Annotated in this window: 14 protein-coding genes; 3 read left to right on the top strand and 11 right to left on the bottom strand. The window is 43.4% G+C overall.

The window, feature by feature from the left end:
* Window positions 1-112: 112 nt before the first annotated feature.
* Both ACFP56_RS17610 and ACFP56_RS17605 read right to left on the bottom strand, forming a co-directional pair.
* Window positions 113-4,030 carry an S-layer homology domain-containing protein gene (locus tag ACFP56_RS17610; protein WP_379236987.1) on the bottom strand — a complete coding sequence of 1,306 codons (3,918 nt, stop codon included), beginning with the start codon at window positions 4,028-4,030 and terminating at the stop codon, window positions 113-115.
* Between the two features lie 240 nt (window positions 4,031-4,270).
* Window positions 4,271-6,994, bottom strand: a complete 2,724-nt coding sequence (locus ACFP56_RS17605) for a glycosyl hydrolase family 95 catalytic domain-containing protein (protein ID WP_379236985.1) — start codon at window positions 6,992-6,994, stop codon at window positions 4,271-4,273.
* A 162-nt stretch (window positions 6,995-7,156) separates the two neighbouring features.
* Between ACFP56_RS17605 and ACFP56_RS17600 the strand changes: the two genes are divergently transcribed.
* The gene (locus tag ACFP56_RS17600) at window positions 7,157-8,056 is read left to right on the top strand and encodes an AraC family transcriptional regulator (RefSeq protein ID WP_379236983.1); all 900 of its coding nucleotides are present in this window, start codon (window positions 7,157-7,159) and stop codon (window positions 8,054-8,056) included.
* Between the two features lie 113 nt (window positions 8,057-8,169).
* Here the strand turns inward: ACFP56_RS17600 and pstB are convergent, their stop codons facing one another.
* From pstB to ACFP56_RS17575, 5 genes are all read right to left on the bottom strand, one after another.
* On the bottom strand, window positions 8,170-8,991 hold the full coding sequence (pstB, locus tag ACFP56_RS17595) for a phosphate ABC transporter ATP-binding protein PstB (RefSeq protein WP_379236981.1): 822 nt from the start codon (window positions 8,989-8,991) through the stop codon (window positions 8,170-8,172).
* A 16-nt stretch (window positions 8,992-9,007) separates the two neighbouring features.
* Window positions 9,008-9,880 (bottom strand): phosphate ABC transporter permease PstA, encoded by an 873-nt coding sequence (gene pstA / locus ACFP56_RS17590; RefSeq protein WP_379236979.1) that lies wholly within the window; start codon window positions 9,878-9,880, stop codon window positions 9,008-9,010.
* A gap of 2 nt (window positions 9,881-9,882) precedes the next feature.
* Window positions 9,883-10,821: a phosphate ABC transporter permease subunit PstC gene (gene pstC / locus ACFP56_RS17585; RefSeq protein ID WP_379236977.1), complete on the bottom strand. Its 939-nt coding sequence runs from the start codon at window positions 10,819-10,821 to the stop codon at window positions 9,883-9,885.
* Window positions 10,822-10,974: 153 nt separating this feature from the next.
* Entirely contained in the window at window positions 10,975-12,018 is a 1,044-nt protein-coding gene (locus tag ACFP56_RS17580; RefSeq protein ID WP_379236975.1) for a PstS family phosphate ABC transporter substrate-binding protein, read from the bottom strand.
* A 105-nt stretch (window positions 12,019-12,123) separates the two neighbouring features.
* On the bottom strand, window positions 12,124-13,824 hold the full coding sequence (locus ACFP56_RS17575; protein ID WP_379236973.1) for a methyl-accepting chemotaxis protein: 1,701 nt from the start codon (window positions 13,822-13,824) through the stop codon (window positions 12,124-12,126).
* Between the two features lie 225 nt (window positions 13,825-14,049).
* Between ACFP56_RS17575 and ACFP56_RS17570 the strand changes: the two genes are divergently transcribed.
* Window positions 14,050-14,721, top strand: coding sequence for a collagen-like protein (locus ACFP56_RS17570; RefSeq protein ID WP_379236971.1), 672 nt, complete (start codon window positions 14,050-14,052; stop codon window positions 14,719-14,721).
* 151 nt (window positions 14,722-14,872) lie between these two features.
* Here ACFP56_RS17570 and ACFP56_RS17565 read toward each other — a convergent pair whose 3' ends face one another.
* Window positions 14,873-15,997, bottom strand: coding sequence for an NAD(P)/FAD-dependent oxidoreductase (locus ACFP56_RS17565; protein WP_379236969.1), 1,125 nt, complete (start codon window positions 15,995-15,997; stop codon window positions 14,873-14,875).
* Window positions 15,998-16,130: 133 nt separating this feature from the next.
* Here ACFP56_RS17565 and ACFP56_RS17560 point away from each other — a divergent pair, with 133 nt between their 5' ends.
* Window positions 16,131-16,766, top strand: coding sequence for a DUF2179 domain-containing protein (locus tag ACFP56_RS17560; protein ID WP_379236967.1), 636 nt, complete (start codon window positions 16,131-16,133; stop codon window positions 16,764-16,766).
* Window positions 16,767-16,856: 90 nt separating this feature from the next.
* Here the strand turns inward: ACFP56_RS17560 and ACFP56_RS17555 are convergent, their stop codons facing one another.
* From ACFP56_RS17555 to ACFP56_RS17545, 3 genes are all read right to left on the bottom strand, one after another.
* Window positions 16,857-17,423, bottom strand: a complete 567-nt coding sequence (locus ACFP56_RS17555; RefSeq protein ID WP_379236965.1) for a DUF4256 domain-containing protein — start codon at window positions 17,421-17,423, stop codon at window positions 16,857-16,859.
* A gap of 128 nt (window positions 17,424-17,551) precedes the next feature.
* Window positions 17,552-18,064 (bottom strand): GNAT family N-acetyltransferase, encoded by a 513-nt coding sequence (locus ACFP56_RS17550; protein WP_379236963.1) that lies wholly within the window; start codon window positions 18,062-18,064, stop codon window positions 17,552-17,554.
* A 19-nt stretch (window positions 18,065-18,083) separates the two neighbouring features.
* Window positions 18,084-20,753, bottom strand: a complete 2,670-nt coding sequence (locus ACFP56_RS17545) for a HAMP domain-containing protein (RefSeq protein WP_379236961.1) — start codon at window positions 20,751-20,753, stop codon at window positions 18,084-18,086.
* Between the last annotated feature and the right edge of the window lie 85 nt (window positions 20,754-20,838).

The raw sequence follows: 20,838 nt of genomic DNA, 5'->3' as shown, positions 1-20,838 counted from the left end.
TTCGTACGATTACCTAACACTCACATATAAAATAAGCAATTCGACAGACACACAAAAAAAGCCTCCAAATCCACATAACAAGTGGATTAGGAAGCTTCCATTACGATCAATATTAAGTTGCCTCGTTCACAAACTCCACATACTCTAGCATTCGTTTTATGAGCACCGCACTCTGAGCGCGCGTGGCTGGAGCCTGTGGAGCGAGTTTTTCTTGTTCTACGCCTCTCATCATGCCTGCTGCATACAGTTGAGATGCTGATGCCTTTGCCCAGTCGGCTATCTCATCAAAATCAGAAAAACGTTCCAGCGCCGTTACATTCTCAGACGGAAGCTCGCCAGCATAGGAAACCGCTCTGCCCATAATAACCGTCATCTGTTCCCGCGTAACTAGCGCATTAGGTCTGAATGCTCCATCCTCGAAGCCTTCAATCAAGCCAGCTGCGCTTGCTGCTCCTACTGAACCAGCAAACCAAACCTCATCCGATGGAATATCTGTGAATGTGGCTTGCTTTGGCTTCTCTGCAAGTCCAAGCGAGCGTACAAGCATCGCGATAAACTCAGCTCTAGTAATCGCGTTTTCGGGATTAAACGAATTAAGATCTTCTCCGTTTATAATAAGCTTGTTGGCGAGCAGTTCTATTTCCTTATGCGCCCAATGTCCCTCAGTGTCTGCGAATGCTCGCTCAGAGGCAATTACAGTATATGCACCATGATGTACACTATAGAAAGTCGCTGTTCCTGTCTCGAATACGGAAGGAACAAAGTGTGGCTTTCCTGCATGATCGAGTTGCACCACAGTAGTATGATCAGGGTTGACATCACCAGCAAGTGAGACCGTCCGCTCCATGTAGGTATCTTCAACCTCTACCATGTCACCATCTCGATAAAGGTAGAAGCTCATTGACTCTGCCAGCATGGTGTGTCCTTTTTCATCCAATGCAGCGGTAAGCTCGTCTTGATCAGACTTCGCCATTCTCGCGATCACGGCTGTAACAGTTGCATCGTGCTCTTCTATGTTCAGCATATGCAACGGAAAACTGCTGCTTGCACCGTTTACAGCAATGCGAATAACTGCATGAGGTTTATCATTAGCAAGGACTCTTAATGCTTCTGCAGAGAAATCCACCTTAACAATTGGATCTTCATTGTTGATATCTAGCACGACTTCTTCTATATCTGAAGCTTCAAATATCGATTCAATGAACTCAGCATCCAGTATCAATCGCAAAACTGAGCGACCATCATTCTCCTGCTCCTTCGCCATCGTTACCTTAATCGTTCGACCGTTAATTGTAATCGACATCTCTTCGTTCTTGACTTCTCCACCAGAAGCTGGCGGATAGCTCGGATTAGGGGTAGGCCTAGGAACAGCCTTCATATCAATACGACCCACATCAACTGTCTGTCCGGCCTCTATATCTACAGTCGCCTTATACTCCACATATCCTGCTGCTGTTATGGCGAGCGGTTGACTGCCTGCACCGATGTTCACCAAATGAAAGTTGCCCTCTGCATCGGTCGAGCCCTCGACTGCACCAACTACGATCTTCGCACCAGATAACGCTGTATCTCCTGTGCCCATTACCGTTCCTGTGACATTGCCGACCACTGGAGGCAATGGTTGCACAGTTACCGTAGCATAGGCGGTGTGCCATCCATCCTCGGTCATCGCAGTAATTACCGCTGTTCCCTCGGATACTGGCGTTACCTCGCCGCTCTGATTCACCATCGCCACTACCGAATTACTCGATGTCCACGAAACAGCTTGATTACTCGCATTTTCAGGCTCTATCGTAGCAGTCAGTTTTCTCGCAGCGCCTCCTGCTACAAGCGTTAGCTCAGTTGCATCAAGACTTATTCCTGTTACAGCTATTGGCGCAAGCGTCATATCGATGCGACCCACATCAACTGTCTGTCCGGCCTCTATGTCTACAGTCGCCTTATACTCCACATATCCTGCTGCTGTTATGGCGAGCGGTTGACTGCCTGCACCGATGTTCACCAAATGAAAGTTGCCCTCTGCATCGGTCGAGCCTTCGACTGCACCAACTACGATCTTCGCACCAGATAACGGTGTATCTCCTGTGCCCATTACCGTTCCTTTGACATTGCCGACCACTTCCGGCAATGGTTGCACCGTTACCGTAGCATAGGCGGTGTGCCATCCGTCCTCGGTCATCGCAGTAATTACCGCTGTTCCCTCGGATACTGGCGTTACCTCGCCGCTCTGATTCACCATCGCCACTACCGAATCACTCGATGTCCACGAAACAGCTTGATTACTTGCATTTTCAGGCTCTATCGTAGCAGTTAGTTTTCTCGCAGCACCTCCTGCTACAAGCGTTAGCTCAGTTGCATCAAGACTTATTCCTGCTACACGAATCTGACTCTGAATATGTGAAGGTGCAAGTTGAAGGCTGCTCCATGCCTGGATGTGTTGAGCGTTATCCAATTCGTACAGCTGGAGTATATGACCAGATTGAACATCGGCAATGTCTGATCCCAGAGAATATATGGTCACATCGCTAGGCAACGGCTGCCCCAGCAAAGGCCGCACACCCGCATCATCGCCGATAACATAAGCAAATGCATGCTCCTGATCGCTCGCAGTTGCTGTCACATTTACTGAACCTAGCACGTTCCCCGGAGCAACGTTGAAGTCAGTAATGTCAGGCGCAAGCTCATTGACGATAAGGGACAAATCAGCACTGGCTACATTCGAGCCAGCATCGATTACCGACACTTTAATCTGAAATATGCCGCTCTCCGCAGGACTTCCTGTTAAGGTCCCGTCATCGCTTAATGCCATGCCAGTAGGCACTCCAGAGGCACTCCAGAAAAGCCCATTTCCCGCTCCATCTATAGCCTCAAGCACATGTAAATATGAATCTCCCTTTAATGCTTGCGGCAATTGTTCGCTCAATATTACAGGACGCAAATAAGGGTAGCCATCATTCACACCAGAATGAATAGCCCAATCATTAATAAAATCCCAGCCTGCTCCGTAGCTTGCTATACTTTTCATATCGTCAGTCGAGAGGCCGGTAGGCTCATGCGAATTACCAGTCCCCAAGCCTTTTGATTGCAAAGTCGTCATCTGATCAAAATACGACGATACAATTGAAGTATTCTGCACATTCGCGAACGTTCCTATCAAACCACCGATTGCCGTATACATAGGGTCTGCAGTTGCTGTCACAGCTCCCGAAGCGTAGCTGTTCGTAACCGTTCCGTATATAAGCTGCCCAGTCAACCCCCCAATATTAATATAGTAGAGAAAGCCTACATTAGTATCAGTAACAGTTCCGGTCGCATATGCATTTTCAATCGTGCCGGCGCCTTGAGAACCGACCAATCCACCTGCGTATTGATTAGATGCTCCACCACTTTTAACATCAGCTGTCGAATAAGATTGTATAATGGAGGAATCTCCATTTGCACCTCCAACCAGTCCGCCTGAACTGTTTACGCTTCCTATCCTGTTGTTATCACCGCCGATAACACTTCCCTGTGAATACGAACGGATAATGCTGCCTCCAAACAGATGTCCGACCAGGCCACCTGTATATTCACCGCCTGTCGCGAGTACCTCCACACCCAAGTTTTGAATTGTGCCGGATACTCGCCCAAAAAAACCGACATTGGTACGTGAACCCCCATCTATTGAAACTCCCTTAATCTTGTGTCCTCTCCCATCGAAAATGCCGCTGAACGTTGCTGCTCCATCACCAAATGGGATCCACTCGTATCCGGTCATGTCAATGTCATGGGTCAAGCGAATTTGGCGATCGATATAAGCAGCTTGATTCTTGTTAATATAAGCAAGCTCTTCTGCTGACCCTACAAGCACCCAACCTGATTCTTCAAGCGGAACTGCATCATTACCGGCCCGTGCGACTGGCACAGCGGTTGCAAGAGAACTAAGCAGCACCGAAAAAATGAGCAGCAAGAGAAACGGTTTTTGCAGCAGTGGCCATTGTCTGCTCGTTATATGGCTTCGCCTAATTAGCAAGGTAATCATTGTTTTCATTAAATTAGCTCCTTTGTGTCACTTCAGTTATAAAAGCAATATAGAACAATGCCATTTCATTGTAATACAGCTAGCAATTCCGCGGTGTTTCATTTTTGTTTCAAGTTTGAGATTTTACATTTCCTGTAGCTTAAGCTGCTATCGACAAGGTGAAGCTTCAATACAACTACAAAAAGCCAATCTCAGCACTATGTGCAGTGCTTGGATTGGCTCCAACAGTAAAATCATTATAAGTAAGCTTTATTTACTTTTGAGCATGAATTGAACGTTTACTTCATCGCCAGCGCCTATTTCGATAGCAAGAAACTTTCTATCCCCCTCTTCAACAGGATTAGAAACCTTGCTATCAATTTCAGCTTGTAGCCATGGGCGTCCTAATGATACATGAACCATTTGCCGCTGATTGTCTATGGAACGCAATGTAGCGCTAACAATGCCTAGCTGCAGATCCCAACAAAGCTCTGCAACCTCTATCCGCGTTCTTGCCATTAGTCCGCATATAGAGCCTGCTATCCAGTCTGTCGGCAATGCTGGAAGCAGCTCAATTTCTCCTGTATTGGAATACAGCAGCGCTTCATTGATAGTTGCTACCGTACCAAACAACGTATCGGTGCAAAATGAGTTCATACGTCTGTTCGTATCATGATCCGTCATTAGCGAAGCATAATATCCGTCATTGACCATCATCGGCAGCAGGGAAGCAACCATTTCATCTCCATCCTTCAGCCTGGCAGCAACGAGCGCTTTATGCATCCAGCCATGACCAGCAGTTGCATCTCCCGTATTGAACGTATTGCGATTGTGCAAAGCCTTCTTAACACCAGCTTTTAATTCGTCATTATGCTGTGTCTCATAGCCTGGCCATGCCGGATAGAGATGACTTAGATGACGGTGATTATTGTTTTCCACATACTCCTTCATCGCCCATTCACGCAATGCTCCATCCTGATCATATGCATAGCTTGGCAGCTGTTCCAGCAATGCCTCCCATTTAGCAATCGCCTTCTCGTACCCTTCTCGTTTCACTGCTCTTTCAAGGGCAATTACCATATTGAGTCCATCTCTTGCTGCACCGATGTCCATCGTTGCATTTGCCGTCAACGTACTGCTATACCCGATTGGATGATTTTCAGGCGAATAAGCTGGAATAATGAGGTACTTCTCTCCTGGAAGCAGCTCCTTCTTTCCTTTCTCATAAGTCACATTGCCTTCTATGTCGGTATAATATTCTGGTGTGCAAATTTGCTCCCAGAAATTCGCCTGCTTTGTAAGCAATGGTAGAAGAATATCCTGTTCAAGGTCCATATAGCCTTGCTTCAAAATGGCAGCAAATGCTTCATCAGAAAGTCCGCCGTCTTCAACTCCGAGAATCTGCTGCAGGTCTAGAATCCTCATATTCGGATCAATAGGAATTTTCCGATTGCCATAGCATTGCCAATATTCATAAATTGGCAGCAGGCACCAGCTTGCTCCTGCATTCCAATAGGAAAATGGATAGTCATTATCATATTCCACGTGCATGGCACGGTCTCCATCGGAGTTCACCGAAATTTGCAGCGCATCATGCATGCCATAAGCCATTCGAGCATTGTATTCGAAGTCAGGAGCATTTCTTAAGAAAAATGTAATATAACCGAGTGGTGAATAGCTTAGATGCCCGGTATTCATAGCCGCGACCTGCAAATTGACGTTTGCATCCAAGGTGTAGATCGAACGCCAGCCTGGATTCCATTCTCCTGTCCACATGCCGTACAGGCGTGGCGCGCTTGAACCACCACTGCAAATCATCGCATATCGTCCTTGATGATAGACCTGCTCGAGGAATGCATGGTTCATCGTAGATGGATTCTCTTTCTGCGTACGAATCAATTCCAGATTATCGGATGATTTGTCGGTTTCATCACCAGCAAGCTGAAATTGTACTGCATTAAACTCGACCGCGTGCTCGCTTGCATGGGACGCAAGCGCCGCATCATAGTCGAATTGTCCCGTTACATCAACATATCTTTCCTCTACTACCTTCGTAGATGCTAACAATTGATCGATTATCTCGTACTCGGAGGCAGCTGCAAATTCCTCAATCTTCCCCATATTAAACGTCCGACTTGCCTGTGTTATTAAATAAACGGCTTCGGCATCGATAATACGAATAGCGGGATTCTGCTCTTCTCCCACATTCATCCGCTCGCCTGAATCACCTAACTTAATGCGTTCCTTTGTCCCGTTCACAACAATAACCTTGGTCAAGCCTGCATACCCGCCTTCAGCCAGCTCGCTGCCAGCATAAGACGGATAATGGGCCACCTGTGCAATATACCTGGCATTAGAATCGACTAGTTTCTTATATTGCAATTCCGAAATTTTGCTGGCGCCGTCATATGCGCCACTCATCACAGATATATCATCAATAGATAAGATCATGTTGATTTTGGTTCCTGTTGAAGACTGAGTAATTTTCGTAATAGAGACATTATCGACTCTGGAGGTGAATGACGTGCGTGTCCATTCGCCAGCCTCATTTCCATATTGAACGCCTGTCTCTGCTGTCTCGTAATTGGTCCATCTTATGTAGCTGGTTAGTTTGCTCTGCTTCCGTACAGAAAGCCGCAGCTGATGTGAGGGATGATAGCTGTAATAGAATGTTCGAATTCTTGTATCGCCATTGGTATGCTTAATCTTCCATTGGTCGTTCAACGTAAATACATGATATCTTGCCTCGTCCAGCTGACTCGTTAGTTCTTCGGGAATTGATCTGGGATCTCTTGACGGAAAGTTATTCCACATATATTGAAAAATAAATGTGTCGGAGTAGGGTGCACCCGAAGTAACATATCCATTTTCACCATTACCGCTAACCATTCCGTCTCGCCATGAACGTCCAGCGTTTTGAACGGGAACCTCCGTATAAGAAAAAGCATGATTTCCTTTTCGGTACATTAGGCTGCTGGCTAATCGCTTTGTCATCTTCTAATCCCCCTGTCATTTCGATGTCGTCATTTCACATGGGCTGTTTCGCAAAGTAAACGTTTTCAGTTATAATTATAAGGAACTAGCTCTTGAACATGAATGCCATAAAGACGACGAATCACCGACTGCAATGTCGTATTTTTACAGGAGGGATGCCATATGAATTTACCTCCCATCGATATTGGGAATATGGATATAAAGCTTAGGCTTGGTCACTTAGTACTGAATGTTCTTTATGTAAGATTCGGTTATTTCTATCATTCAATGCCGGAGCACAGCCACAGCTTTGGCAGCTATGAGCTTCATTATATCCCATGTGGTCAGGGAGAATTGATCGCGCAAGGCAATCATTATCCAATTCAGCCAGGCACGCTGTTCATGACTGGTCCGAATGTCGCGCACGAGCAGATAACCAATATGGATGATCCAATGGCTGAGTATTGTATATTTTTTGAAATTATATCGCAAGATTCCGCATCCTCTAGCAAGCAAACGACTGTAAAGGAGCTTGAGTTATCCGAGCTTCTGATGTCTACCCCGTTTTGGATTGGGACAGATCGTAGTGGACTAATGGGGTTGTTTGAAATGCTTGCAGATGAACTTTCTAGACATCGCCTTGGCTTGCATCATATGACGACCAATATTTTAGAAATGATCTTAATTAATACAATTAGGCAATATTCATCCAGCAAGCAGCATGAGGTCACGGATATCCCTATTAAATCATTGGATGATCAACGAATGATCATTATCGAGAACAGCTTTCTATACCACTATTCAACGATTACACTTACACACCTTGCCGATATGCTAGGATTAAGCACAAGACAAACTGAGCGCACGATCTATAAGCAGTACGGATTATCATTTATGGAGAAAAAAACTGCAGCTAGAATTAATGCAGCTGCACGTCTATTAGAAAAATCAGATATGACGGTAACTGCTGTAGCGAATCAGGTTGGATTTTTAACAGTGGAGCAATTTTGCAATACCTTTAAAAGAGTGTGTGGCATGACGGCTACGCAATATCGAGCAAACAAAAAAATGCGAAAACCCTGACAGGGTCCTCGCCTCTTGTTTATATGGATAACGAGCAAGAATGTAAGTTTTTTGTTTTACTATCATTCATGCTCGCTAAACATATACGAGTGCATATATTACGCCATAATGAATTAACCGAATCGTCCGCTAACATAATCCTCCGTACGATTGTCGCTTGGATTCGAGAATATTTTAACCGTTTGATCAAATTCAATCAGCTTTCCATTCAAGAAGAACGCTGTCTTATCAGAAATACGAGCCGCTTGCTGCATGTTATGCGTAACAATAACAATCGTGTATTGCGACTTCAGCTGCTGAATCAATTCCTCAATTTTTGCTGTAGAGATTGGGTCAAGCGCTGAGGTTGGTTCGTCCATCAAGATGACTTCCGGTTCGAAAGCAAGCGTACGTGCAATACACAAACGCTGCTGCTGACCACCAGATAAACCATAAGCATCCTTATGCAGACGGTCCTTGACTTCATCCCAGATTGCAGCATCACGCAAGCTTTTTTCAACGATTTCGTCAAGAACTGCTTTTTTGCGAATACCGTGAACGCGCGGTCCATATACGACATTTTCATAGATCGTTTTAGGCAGTGGATTAGGCTTCTGAAACACCATTCCAACCTGGGTACGCAGCTCTTCTACAGAATACTCACGGAAAATATCACGACCTCGGTAAATAATTTCCCCTTCTGTCCGTACACTGTCGTTCAGCTCGATAAGTCTGTTTAGTGTTTTAATATAAGTTGATTTGCCGCATCCGGAAGGGCCGATTATCGCTGTCACCTGATTCTCTTGAATGTCCATATTGATATCGTACAATGCCTGCGAATCACCGTACCATAGATTCAGGTCCTTCGACTGAATCACACTTGGTTTTGCGTTAACAGTAAACTCCTCCGATATAAGCTCGGCTTCAGGTTGATGCTCTATAACAGCACTAGTCATTCTTCCCCCTCCATTCTTAGTAACGTTTTTGGTATTTGTTTCGAATATATATTGCCAGTGAATTCATCGCGAACAAAATAACAAGCAATACAATAATCGTAGCTGCAGCCAAATTTGCATACTCTTGAACAAGTACGGTGTCCAGCGTCCAATAGTAGATCTGAATCGGCAGCGCCGTAAAATCAGACATTAGAGAATTTGGAATTGGCATAATTAATACCGGGATTCCAAGCACGACTAGAGGAGCCGTCTCTCCAATTGCCCGCGACAGCGATAAGATAAATCCCGTCAAGATACCTGGTAAAGCAGCAGGAAGCACTACTCTTCGTACTGTTTGCCACTTGGTAGCACCCATACCGTAGGATGCTTCACGCAAATATTGTGGTACTGCACGAATCGCTTCCTGACTAGCTACGACGACAATCGGCAGTACGAGCAAGGACATCGTCAATCCACCCGCAAGAATACTAGACCCCAGATTAAACATTCTGGAGAAGACCGCTAAACCCAGCAATCCGAAAATGACGGATGGTACTCCGGCCAAATTTGAAATATTAACTTGTATAAATGCATGGAGCTTGCTTTTTTTCGCATATTCTTCCAAATAAATTGCAGTACAAACACCCAGTAGCATTGTAACTGGACCCACCACTACCATTAGTAGTATAGTTCCGACAATAACACCTAAAATACCTGCTCGATCAGGATTCAAGGAAAGCTTGCCGGTAAGAAACTTCCAATCGAGCCAACCGATCCCTTGTGTAACGACCTGATAAATCAAGATGCCAAGTACTAGCAACGCAAACATGGTTGCGAGCAAAAACAGATTTTTCATCGCTGTATCCATCGAACGACGGATCATGACTCTTTGATTATGTCCGCTTTTCATGCTTAATACCCCTCCCTGAATTTACGTGAAATATAACGGGCTGTCAGGTTCATGAGAAGCGTAAATACGAACAACGTCAAACCAACGGCATACAAGCTGTAGTAGCCTACTGTTCCAGCTCCTGCATCACCGCTTGTAAATTCAACGATATATGCTGTCATCGTCTGCATAGACTGAGTAATGTCAAAAGTAAAGTTTTTGGAGCTTCCACTTGCAATCGTAACGATCATTGTTTCACCAACGGCACGTGAAACTGCTAATACGAAGGATGCGATGATTCCAGACAAGGCAGCAGGAATAACAACCTTGAAGGTCATTTCCAGCTTTGTCGATCCTAATGCAAGAGCCCCTTCACGCATTGAATTCGGTACAGAGCTCATCGCATCCTCAGATAATGAGGTTACCAATGGAATAATCATAATTCCCATTACAATTCCAGGACTCAATGCATTCTTTGCACCTAAGCTTGGAATGATATGCGTTAATAGTGGTGTTACAAATGAGTAAGCAAAAAAACCATATACAATTGTAGGAATACCTGCTACAACCTCCATCAGCGGTTTAACAATTTTTCTAACTCGAGCTGATGCATATTCACTTAAATAGATTGCTGACGTTAATCCGATCGGGATAGCAACGCACATCGCAATCAAAGACGTAATAAGTGTACCATTAATTAATGGCAAAATTCCGAATGAAGGATTATTGTGGCTTAGTGGAGCCAGGTTTGTACTGCCAAAAAATTCCCAGAACGGAACCTTCTGAAAAAACAATACTGCATCATAGACCAATGATAACACGATGCCAACTGTTGTAAGAACGGAGATAAGGGCCGCAGTAAACAAGGATATCGGCGCAATTCTCTCCAATTGGAAAGGTCTTTTTTTTCTGCGGGCGATATTTTGTTGGATTTGCTCCCTGACGCTTGTGCGCTTATCCATAAAGGGTATGCCACCTTCCAAAGCAACTTTTTTACGTTTCTACTTTCTATTTTAAAGTTCTATTTATTTTCTACTCATGAAACAGCCAAGAAGATGAGAGCATGCAATGTCTCTCATCTCCCGCTAATTTTTAGTAACGATTGATTCGTTGCATTATTTCAAGGCTTCAAGCTGTGCTTTATATTCTGCATATATAGAGTCCGGAAGAGGAGCAAATCCAGCTTCACCTGCGAAATCTTTAGCAACTTCCATCACGTAAATCGCATAATCAAGAACCTGTGGTTTTTCTTTTGCATAAGGACCATACAAGTACGTGTATACTGGACGAGTAAAGCCCGCATAGTCAAGATCCTCACCGATTGTATCCAGGCTTGGCTCTACTGGACCGTTACCGAAATCAACATGAACAGCAGTTAATTTGTCAGTGTTTGTAATGTAGTAGCCAAATCCGAAAAAGGCAATCGCATTTTTATCTTTAGATACAAGGTCTACAAGTGTAGAGTACTCTTGTTGCAGATTTGCAGTTTTCACCATTTCTTGCTTGCCAAGAATGACTTCATAGAAGAACTCATATGTTCCGTGGTTTTCGTTCGGGCCATAGAAGTTGATTTGTTCAGCTGGCCATTCTGGACGAATATCAGACCATTTCACAACATCATCAGCAGCATAGTGGCCAGATAGGTACATATTAACAATTTCTTCTTTCGTCATTTCAGTAGCCCAGTCGTTCTCCGGATTGATGACCATTGTCAAGCCGTCATAAGCAAGTCGGAATTCAAGAACATCTTCACCCACTACCAAGCCCTTAGCTTCTAGCTCTGCAGCTTCCTCATCTTTGATTTTTCTTGAAGCATTTGCAAAGTCAAGCTCACCTGGAATGAACTTTTGGAAACCAGCAGATGAACCTGCACGACCTGTTTGAACACTTACTTTCGTTTGAACTTCAGACATATACTCTTCAGAGATACGTGCCATTAGCGGATATACTGTACCTGAGCCGTCAACAATTACTTGTCCTGACAATTCTGGTGTTTGATTTTCTGGAGTTGGTGTACTTGTTGTTTCTGTGTTCGTACCACCTGTATTCGTTTGGTTATTACCTGCATTTCCATTGCTGCTATTACCGCAAGCTGCTACAACTACCATAACTAGGACAAGCATCAATGGGACCCCTAATGTCTTAAATACTTTTTTCATTTGTACAATTTCCTCCTTAATCAATATGGGTTTCAATCACCACATCCTTATGGTAGTCCTGTTTTGTTATGCATGTATAAAGTAGTGTTAATTCCGTGTTAAAATTTAACCAACATTGAATTGGCTTGTCATTTTCGCCAGGGAATTGGACAAATTGCGCAGCTGCAAGCCGATTTCATGCGTTCTTTCCATTTGTACAATTTGATCCTCACTAGCTGCCAACATATGCTCAGAGCTGATATAAGTCTCTTTAGACACAACGGAGAAATTCATAATCACCTGCTGCAACTCGGGCAATACTGCCTTAAGAGCCTGCAAATCACCCTGAACCCCCTTAATGCGTTCGCTAACTCTTCCGATATCCATCATCAGCTGATCGAGCGATACTTTAGATTCATTAGCGGTTCGCACATTGTCTTTAAGCTTAGCAATCATATGATCAAACGTATCGGTAGCTCGAAGCGTAACCTTACCCATTTGATGAATCGACTCTGTTATAAGCTCAGTTGCAGATTGGGATTGGACGGCAAGCTTTCTTATTTCGTTCGCTACAACTGAAAAGCCTCTGCCAGCTTCACCCGCTCTGGCTGCTTCAATCGAAGCATTTAACGCTAGTAAGCTGGTCTGCTTCGTAACGTTTTGAATCAGCTCCACCTGATGCGAAATCGAAAATGCTTGTTTTTTCACCTCATTAAAGGTTTCTGCCATATGGCTAAAGTCCCTCTCATAGGTATGAAACGTATCAATTAGCAATTTCAGACTACTTTCGCCATGCTGAGCCGACAAATTCATTCCTTCTGACGTGACAAAGATATGATCCATATTTTCAATCAGCGCTTCATTTTGTTTAAGCATTTCTCTAAAGCTATGCATTCCTGTATTTGAGCCGGTTGCAGCTTGCTCCGCACTTTCCTTTACAACCTGAATCGAGTGAATCAGCTGCTTGCTATGCGTTAGTGCCTCATCTGAAGCCTCACTTAATGTACCACCCGTTTGATTGAGATCGTTGGTCATGTCATTCACTTCTGTAATCATGCCACGCATTTGCTCAAGCATGGTCGAAAAGCTTAATACCAATGATGATATTTCAGGTACTGTTGATTTAATTGTTAAGGCTTGCTTTAAATTTCCTTTACGAACATCTGACATAATCTCACGCAGTCTCATCAACGGCTTTGTTAAGCTGCGAACGAACAATATAATGAGCAGAATTGATGCTGCCAAGCTGATCCCGCTAATAATAAGGGTGAATTCAGCCATTCCATACACAGGCCCCAAATAAGAACTCGTAGGGACCATAAGAATGTATCTGCCTTGAATTTCTGGCATATCGCGCACCGTTACTGTGTAATCGATCCCGTCAATGGTTTCATGAAAAACGCCGTTCGCATCCTCAGCGATGCGATTCATTAACGTATCTGAAAATGGAATATTAGAGTTGATGCTCACCTTGAAAGGGTGTATGGCGCCATCTGTTAAATAAAAGAAATCAGGGGTGAAGCCATGCAGCTCAAGCTGTCTCTTTTGCTCGCTAATACTCATCTCGACCTGTTGTTTAAAGTAAACTTCATCACTTACATATACAAACTTCAAATTGCGAACAACATAACTGATGCTTTCTGATTCACGCTCCAGCCGCTTTTCGACATTCTCAATCAGAATATCCTTGGCCTTTGTGTAGGAGCTTATCCCGACTGCACTAATCGAGAAAGTTAGCAGAAGGATGGATAAGATCAACAACCTATCACGCAAAGTAAATCTTGCATACCATTTTTGATCCGACGTAATTTTACGAACATTTGTCATAGGACTAAATCCCCTTCTTCATCGTTTTTCCTGCCCATTATACGTATGAACTATTAATTCTATATAAGAGAAAGATAAACTCTGTATTAAGTGAGGAGAAACTAGAACATTAAACCTATAACTTTGAAGCTATATAGATTAATAGACGAGTGTCGTAGTTATAAGTACAAGATTTCACCGCTTCCGAATCATATTTTATACAAACGAATTGGAGGTGAAAGATCAGTGAATAAACACACTGAAAATGAAAATAACCATTCAGAGCTGAATGGTGAGAAAGATGTATTCATTAATGGCATTCATTGCAAGTGCAAAAGAGGACCGAGAGGGCCAAGAGGACCAAGAGGACCGAGAGGACCAAGAGGAGCAACGGGACCAGCAGGCGCAACAGGAGCTACAGGAGCTACAGGTGCAACAGGTGCAACAGGTGCAACGGGACCAGGAGGATTAGCTGATTTTGCCTATCTTGCTAGTACTGTCGCACAAACGATTGCTGGAGCAACAGAACCGGGAGCACAAGGAGGAGCTGTTTCTTTTAACTATACAGTTATTAACGGTACAGCCATTTCATTTACTGCACCAAGCAGCATTAACATTAATGAACCAGGGTTTTACAATATTAGCTGGGAGGTATTCCCGGTTCAAGGAAATACCGCATTTGCATTGTTCTTTGATCCTACAGGCGCTCCTTTGCCAACACTTGTTCCAGCAAGCAATTATGGAGCTGGATCAGGCAATCAGCCTTACCAAGGGCAGGTCATCGTAGAATTAACATCAACAGGTGTGTTAACGCTCAATCGAATTGATGCGACTGGTAACATCACCCTGCAAAATGACGTTGGCGGAAGCGGACCAGCTGTTATTAGCGCTTCAATTGTTATTGAAAAGCTAGCTTAGATTGCTAGAATAATTATTGTTTTCATATAAAAATAATAAGCTTCTTTCACAAAAGGTATGATAAAGGTGATGAACCGGATTCATTCCTTTTGTTTTTCTAGAAATCTATTTTCAATAGGATGCTGCAGCTTATTGCTTATTCGAATCGTACTTAAGATTGAGACATTGCCTTCTCTAGTGCGTAATCTTCAAGTGGTATATCCAGCTGTTGCTGCATAGCCAGCTTCGCTAGCTGCTGGCCAAGGAATGGCCCCACTGTTAAGCCCGATGAGCCTAACCCATTGGCCACGATGAGATTGTTCCAGCCAGCTACCCTTCCAAGCACTGGAAGAAAGTCAGCAGTATACGGACGGAATCCTACTCTTATCTCGCTTAGACTACAAGCTGCAAGTCCTGAAGCGGTTTGAAGACCTTTATTCAATATTTCATGCATTCCACCGGCAGTAATGGAGGTGTTATAATCGACTACATCATTTTCATGCGTAGCGCCAATGACGATTCGTCCCTCCTCGAATGCAAGTAAGTATTGATCGGATGGAGGCATAACGACAGGCCAATGCCCGGTGTCGACTTGATCAGCAAGCAAATGCATAATTTGAGCCTTCTGATAGTGCACCTGAATCATAATACCGAGCGGATGCAGCAAAGCATTAGACCATGCTCCCGCACACACAATGACTTCATCTGCCAGCAATTCTTGGTCTCCAACCCTAACACCTGTTATTTCACGATCTACATACGATAAGCTAGCATCTCCTCTTATGATCTGCGCACCGTTTTGCTGTGCCATTGTTAACAGAGCATCTCGCAGCTTGCGACCATCGACTCTAGCGGCTCCAGATACATGCAAAGCATGAAAACCTTCAGACAGCAATGGGAATTTTTCCTTAGCTTCCATATCTGTTAGTAGTGTGAGTTCTCCTATTTCAGGCGCTTCCTCTCTTCGAAGTTCCGCTCGTTCTTTCATCGCCAGCAGCTTTGTCATATCGTAATGAATACATAGTGCTCCTGCCTTGGCATATCCTGTATCAATTTCTCCGCCATCTTCCAGTTCCCGGATTAGCGCTGGATAGAAGCTTGCACCAGCCTTAGCAAGACGATACCATGCCTTATTTCGGCGCTGTGACAGCCACGGACAAATAATCCCTGCAGCTGCATCCGTAGCTTGTCCTGCATCCTTGCGGTCGATAATGATGACATCCGCTCCCAGTCTGCTCAGCTGGTAGGCCGTTGAAGCACCTAGTATTCCTGCGCCGATTACAATAACTTTTTTCATTTCCGAATTCCTTTCCATCCTAATTTAGGTAAAGTATATTATAACCTTGCACGAATTTGAACACCATCTCCATATACGTTACACTTAACAGTGCACAATAAGTGCCGTATATGTTTTCGAGGAGGTGCACATGATGGGGATGGTTATTATCATCTTAACGATAAACATCGTATACGTATCATTTTTTACAGTCCGGATGATTCTCACGTTGAAGGGACAAAAGTTTTTGGCAGCAGCGCTTAGCTCCATAGAAGTGATGATTTACGTAATCGGCTTAGGACTGGTACTGGATAATTTAAACGACATACAAAATCTGATCGCATATGCAGCGGGTTATGCGCTTGGTGTGCTATTAGGTTCAAAAATTGAAGAAATGTTGGCACTCGGCTACGTAACCGTAAAAGTTATTACCAATCATTTCGACGAACAGCTTCCAAATAAATTAAGAGATGTTGGATTTGGCGTGACGTCGTGGCTCGGTGAAGGCAGAGACGGTCCTCGTTTAATGATGGAAATATTGACTAGAAGAAAAAGGCAGCAGGAGCTGTATAACCATATCATTGCGTACGATTCAAAAGCATTTATCATTTCACATGAGCCGCGACATTTCCATGGCGGTTTCTGGGTAAAGGGTATAAAGCGCAAGGATGATATTAGTCAAATCATTAACGATGACAATCTCCCCGGTGTTACAGAAAAAACCGTACAAGAGGTCATCGAAAAAACAGAGGGAGAAAACAAGTCGCCAAACAAAGACGCTACGTATTAATTCAATCACAAAAACAAAAACGTCCATGTACTCCTATAAGAGCACGTGGACGTATGTATTTGTGATTGTTTTTTCCTGTAGCAGCATGGCTCAAACCTTCAGTAAACCACGAAAACCTCTTGCAGCATAATATGAATCGGCTCCGTTATGATACACAAAAACTTGACCATAACGATAATCTCCAAAAATGGCCCCGCCAAGCTTACGAATATCAGATGGTGTTTGCAGCCAACTTGACGTCTTCAAGTCGAAATTCTCAAGCTTCTGCAGCTCGCGATATTGCTCCTCTGTTAATATCTCTATTCCTAATTCGGCAGCCATATCAATCGCACTGTTTTCAGGCTTATGCTGTTTTCTTGCTTCCAGCGCTTCACGATCGTAGCACAAACTTCTGCGTCCCTTCGGACTTTCCTTGGAGCAATCGCAGAACATATACTCGCCTGTCGCATCATCATAGCCAATCACGTCAGGCTCTCCTTCTGTTCTTTCCATCTCATATAGCGACCATAGCTTGTCCGAACTTGCTTCAAGCTTTGCTTGAACATCAGCCCATTGCATCCCTTCGTGACGACTCATGTTTTTTTCAAAACGAGCCTTCAACAGCGTAATAATTTCTGTTCGCTGCTCTGCTGATAGTTCTTTTTTTTCAATTGACATGTCAATGCCTCCTTCATCTACGTTCGCGCTGTAATATAGCTTGCTTTATATTTTGTTGTTCCAGCTATTATAATAGTAGGTAAATTTCGTATATGCAATACATGATATGAAGTGAGCTCATACTGGTGTTAGGACATCTCCAAATGCTTCATATAGATCAGCTTGCCTTCTCCAGGATAATAATAGTTCGGCAGGTGACACATAATCTGAAAACCGCAGTTTAGAAACATTCTTCTCGCTTGCTCATATTCGGGAAGATCACATGTAAAGGTTTCAATATAGCGACCGCTGCTTGACTTGCAGTAGTCCAACATAAAGGTCATAAGCTTTAGTCCCAGCTTCTGTTTACGATACGCACGGTGCACCCCGAAATAATCCAAACGATATCCACCACTTAAATGCTCATTTTCGACAAATATGATAGCTGAAATAATATCGCCATTCAGCTCTTGAAACCAGCATTGCACCGTTTTATCCTGGATGCTCTTTAGTGGCAAATAACGCAGCTGCTCTAACTCGCCCGGTGTAAACCGTTGATCATCAAAGCAATCCTTGCCTAATAAAAAATCCGATACTTTTCCAGCATCTGTGCCTGATGCAATCCGCTTTATCTCTAACCCTGATTCACCCTCTAGTGCCATAGCAATCCCGTCCTATTCTCTAAAATTTCAGCTTGGCTTCTTGCTCTATGATCAATCCTGAATGTAAAAACTCATCGCATTTAAAGAAATAATATTTAGCTATAAGGTCGTTGCGATTGGCTTTCATAATTTGTACAAAGCCTTCTCTAGCAGCTTCATACTTCCCTTGACGGAATGCTTCTACTGCAGCTTCAAACATTGCCTTATCTTTTGTCTTCTGCTGTTTCAAGGAAGGAGAATCAGTCTCAAACCAATCATAAAGTTGAATGGAATGCCTCTGTGAGGTCAATTCCACCTCCCCCAAATGTCTAAAGCGTTCTCTTTCCAGAGGAGTGATGCCTTCAACAACCTGAGAGGTTACTAGCACCGATACACCGAGCGTCTGACTAAGTCGCTCCAAATCAATCGCCAGATTGACATGATTGGAAATCACACTGCCTTCAATCCGCTTCTCTTCTCCAATAATGCCGAGCATGACTTCTCCAGCGTGTATCGATATTCCAATATCGATTGGTACTAATCCCCGCTGCTCGCGATCTTGATTGTAGCTCAGCAGCTGTGCTCTTATTTGACGCGCAGCTTCTAACGCATTAGAGGTTTTGCGGGGGAACATCGTTAGCATGCCTGGCCCCAAATAGCGACTAATAAAGCCGTTGTTCTCACGTATAATAGGACCAAATTGATTGAGAAATTGATTAATAAATGTAAAATTCTCATCCGTCGTCATATCTTGTGACAGCTCATCAAAATTACGAACATGACAGACAAGGATCGTCATATAGCGATTTTGCTGGTCGCCTAATTGAATATCCGTCATCTTCTCTTTACCTAGCAGCTTCAAAAATTGCTGTGGCACAAAGCGAAGATAGGCACCATTGAGCTTCGTTACCTCGGAAATATACGTTTTAATGGCAGTTGTCATCATATTAAAACGTTGCCCGAGCTCTTCAACCTCATCTTTTGTATGAATATCTACCTTTACATTCCATTCTCCGCTTGCAATCAGATTAACTGTTTTTCTTAGCTTTCCAATTGAGCTTAAGAAGTAGACGGTCATTAAGGCAATAACAGCCGATAGCGCAATACTGATCCAGCATACGATTTCGATGACATGATCTCTCAACTGTGCAATTTTTATATCTAAAGCAACGATAGCCTGTCCCGTTTCATAGATACCGACGATTTCTTGCTTGCTATTATAGATTGGACCGATCGCGTAAACCCAGCTGCCACTTGCGTCTGTCCACTCTTCAACAACAACCTCGCCTTTTTCCAATACCCTCATATTGCTTTCATTTGTTTCGAAAGGCTGATACATCGTAACGCCGTCATCATCATCCATTAAGATGTACAGCTCACCGTCTACATAACGATATATGGTGTTGTATAGCCCGCCCCTATTGTCTCCTGATGTTGTAAATAGACCATTCAATCGGTTTTTCAGCTGGGTGAACGATGAGGAGCGATAATCGGCTGGACTATTCAAATCTTCCAGCAAGTCACCATCAATTAAATATTGACCATTCGTGGCTAGAATAGAAAGCTGTCTTACCGTCTGTTCTCTTAATTGCTGTGCTACTGAGGCGTTAATGCTGTGCGTTAGCCACGCCATACATACCGCAATGACAGGAAGGACAATTAATAATTGCTTGGCAACTAATGACAGTCTTCCTTTCATCACATCCTTGTAAACCATGCGAAGAAACAGAACCATTAAACCGATTGTGATCAATACAAGCAGCACATACATCAATTGCTTGATGACTTGACCTATACTGTAGTGATAGCCTTCCAGCACTTTTTCAATTTTCCCGTTCGCATCGCTAACGACGATCATTTCCTCACTTGTCAACACAAACTTGCCCTGCGGAGTAATGGAGTAATCAATTAATCCCCACCATTCTGCTTTGCTTTCTAACGGTTGTGTTATTGATGCTACATCTAATCTTAGCTTTGTCTGCATCTGCTTGTTAACGGAATAGATCGTTTCCACTTGATTATCAACGTAATATAATTCATTCTCATACAACGAAAGCTCTACTGGAAAATGAGTTGTGACAACATCTTTCTCTGGATACAACTGTAGATCGTTATCATGTTCTTCGCTAAATAAATGTCCTTGCTTTGTAGAATAATAGATATGGGAGGAGGGTGTACCAATAATCTCTTTCAAATACTGATTGGGAGGCAGTAATACAGAATGAACTTCAGTAGGCGGCTTCAATAAACTATCTTGTACAAGATCAATACTCATGAGAATAGCCGAATTGTTCTGGGGCTGCTTCTTATAGAAGTACAACTGATTTTGCTCGATATGTAGTCGCTGGAGTTTACCTACTCGCATATGGGTTTCTGTGTTCGGGATATTGTCTGTGTAGAGCATTTGACGTGATTTTCCGTCTGATGAAATTTTCAAAATATGCTCACGAACAACCTTTAAACCAAATTCATCCAACACGGTTACAATAACGTATGCATTGCCATGCTCATCGACAGCCAGATCGTTATACATATACGTATTTTGCTGACCTTGTTTCAACGAACTATCCAATTCATACACGACCTTACCGTTCATGTCCAATTTAGTGAGAGATAATTTTGAATGTGCGATCACATACATAGAATCCATCTGGTCGATGACAGCCTGGGAGACAGCTTCAAAAGGGAAATTTTTTTGAAGCGGCTGCATAGAACCTAATCCTCTAAACTGAACCAATAAGAATACACAACATAGTATACCTGCAAAGCAAACTATTAACTTTCTTTTCATTATT

The sequence above is a fragment of the Paenibacillus septentrionalis genome (assembly GCF_042659865.1).
Lineage (GTDB): Bacteria > Bacillota > Bacilli > Paenibacillales > Paenibacillaceae > Pristimantibacillus > Pristimantibacillus septentrionalis.
Note: the sequence above shows the minus strand (reverse complement) of the source record. Positions and strands in the feature narration are given on the sequence as shown.

Bases quoted from the DNA above. Each gene is read 5' to 3' on its own strand.
- ACFP56_RS17610 (WP_379236987.1), bottom strand. From the start codon at position 4,030: ATGAAAACAATGATTACCTTGCTAATTAGGCGAAGCCATATAACGAGC.
- ACFP56_RS17605 (WP_379236985.1), bottom strand. From the start codon at position 6,994: ATGACAAAGCGATTAGCCAGCAGCCTAATGTACCGAAAAGGAAATCAT.
- ACFP56_RS17600 (WP_379236983.1), top strand. From the start codon at position 7,157: ATGAATTTACCTCCCATCGATATTGGGAATATGGATATAAAGCTTAGG.
- pstB (WP_379236981.1), bottom strand. From the start codon at position 8,991: ATGACTAGTGCTGTTATAGAGCATCAACCTGAAGCCGAGCTTATATCG.
- pstA (WP_379236979.1), bottom strand. From the start codon at position 9,880: ATGAAAAGCGGACATAATCAAAGAGTCATGATCCGTCGTTCGATGGAT.
- pstC (WP_379236977.1), bottom strand. From the start codon at position 10,821: ATGGATAAGCGCACAAGCGTCAGGGAGCAAATCCAACAAAATATCGCC.
- ACFP56_RS17580 (WP_379236975.1), bottom strand. From the start codon at position 12,018: ATGAAAAAAGTATTTAAGACATTAGGGGTCCCATTGATGCTTGTCCTA.
- ACFP56_RS17575 (WP_379236973.1), bottom strand. From the start codon at position 13,824: ATGACAAATGTTCGTAAAATTACGTCGGATCAAAAATGGTATGCAAGA.
- ACFP56_RS17565 (WP_379236969.1), bottom strand. From the start codon at position 15,997: ATGAAAAAAGTTATTGTAATCGGCGCAGGAATACTAGGTGCTTCAACG.
- ACFP56_RS17560 (WP_379236967.1), top strand. From the start codon at position 16,131: ATGGGGATGGTTATTATCATCTTAACGATAAACATCGTATACGTATCA.
- ACFP56_RS17555 (WP_379236965.1), bottom strand. From the start codon at position 17,423: ATGTCAATTGAAAAAAAAGAACTATCAGCAGAGCAGCGAACAGAAATT.
- ACFP56_RS17550 (WP_379236963.1), bottom strand. From the start codon at position 18,064: ATGGCACTAGAGGGTGAATCAGGGTTAGAGATAAAGCGGATTGCATCA.
- ACFP56_RS17545 (WP_379236961.1), bottom strand. From the start codon at position 20,753: ATGCAGCCGCTTCAAAAAAATTTCCCTTTTGAAGCTGTCTCCCAGGCT.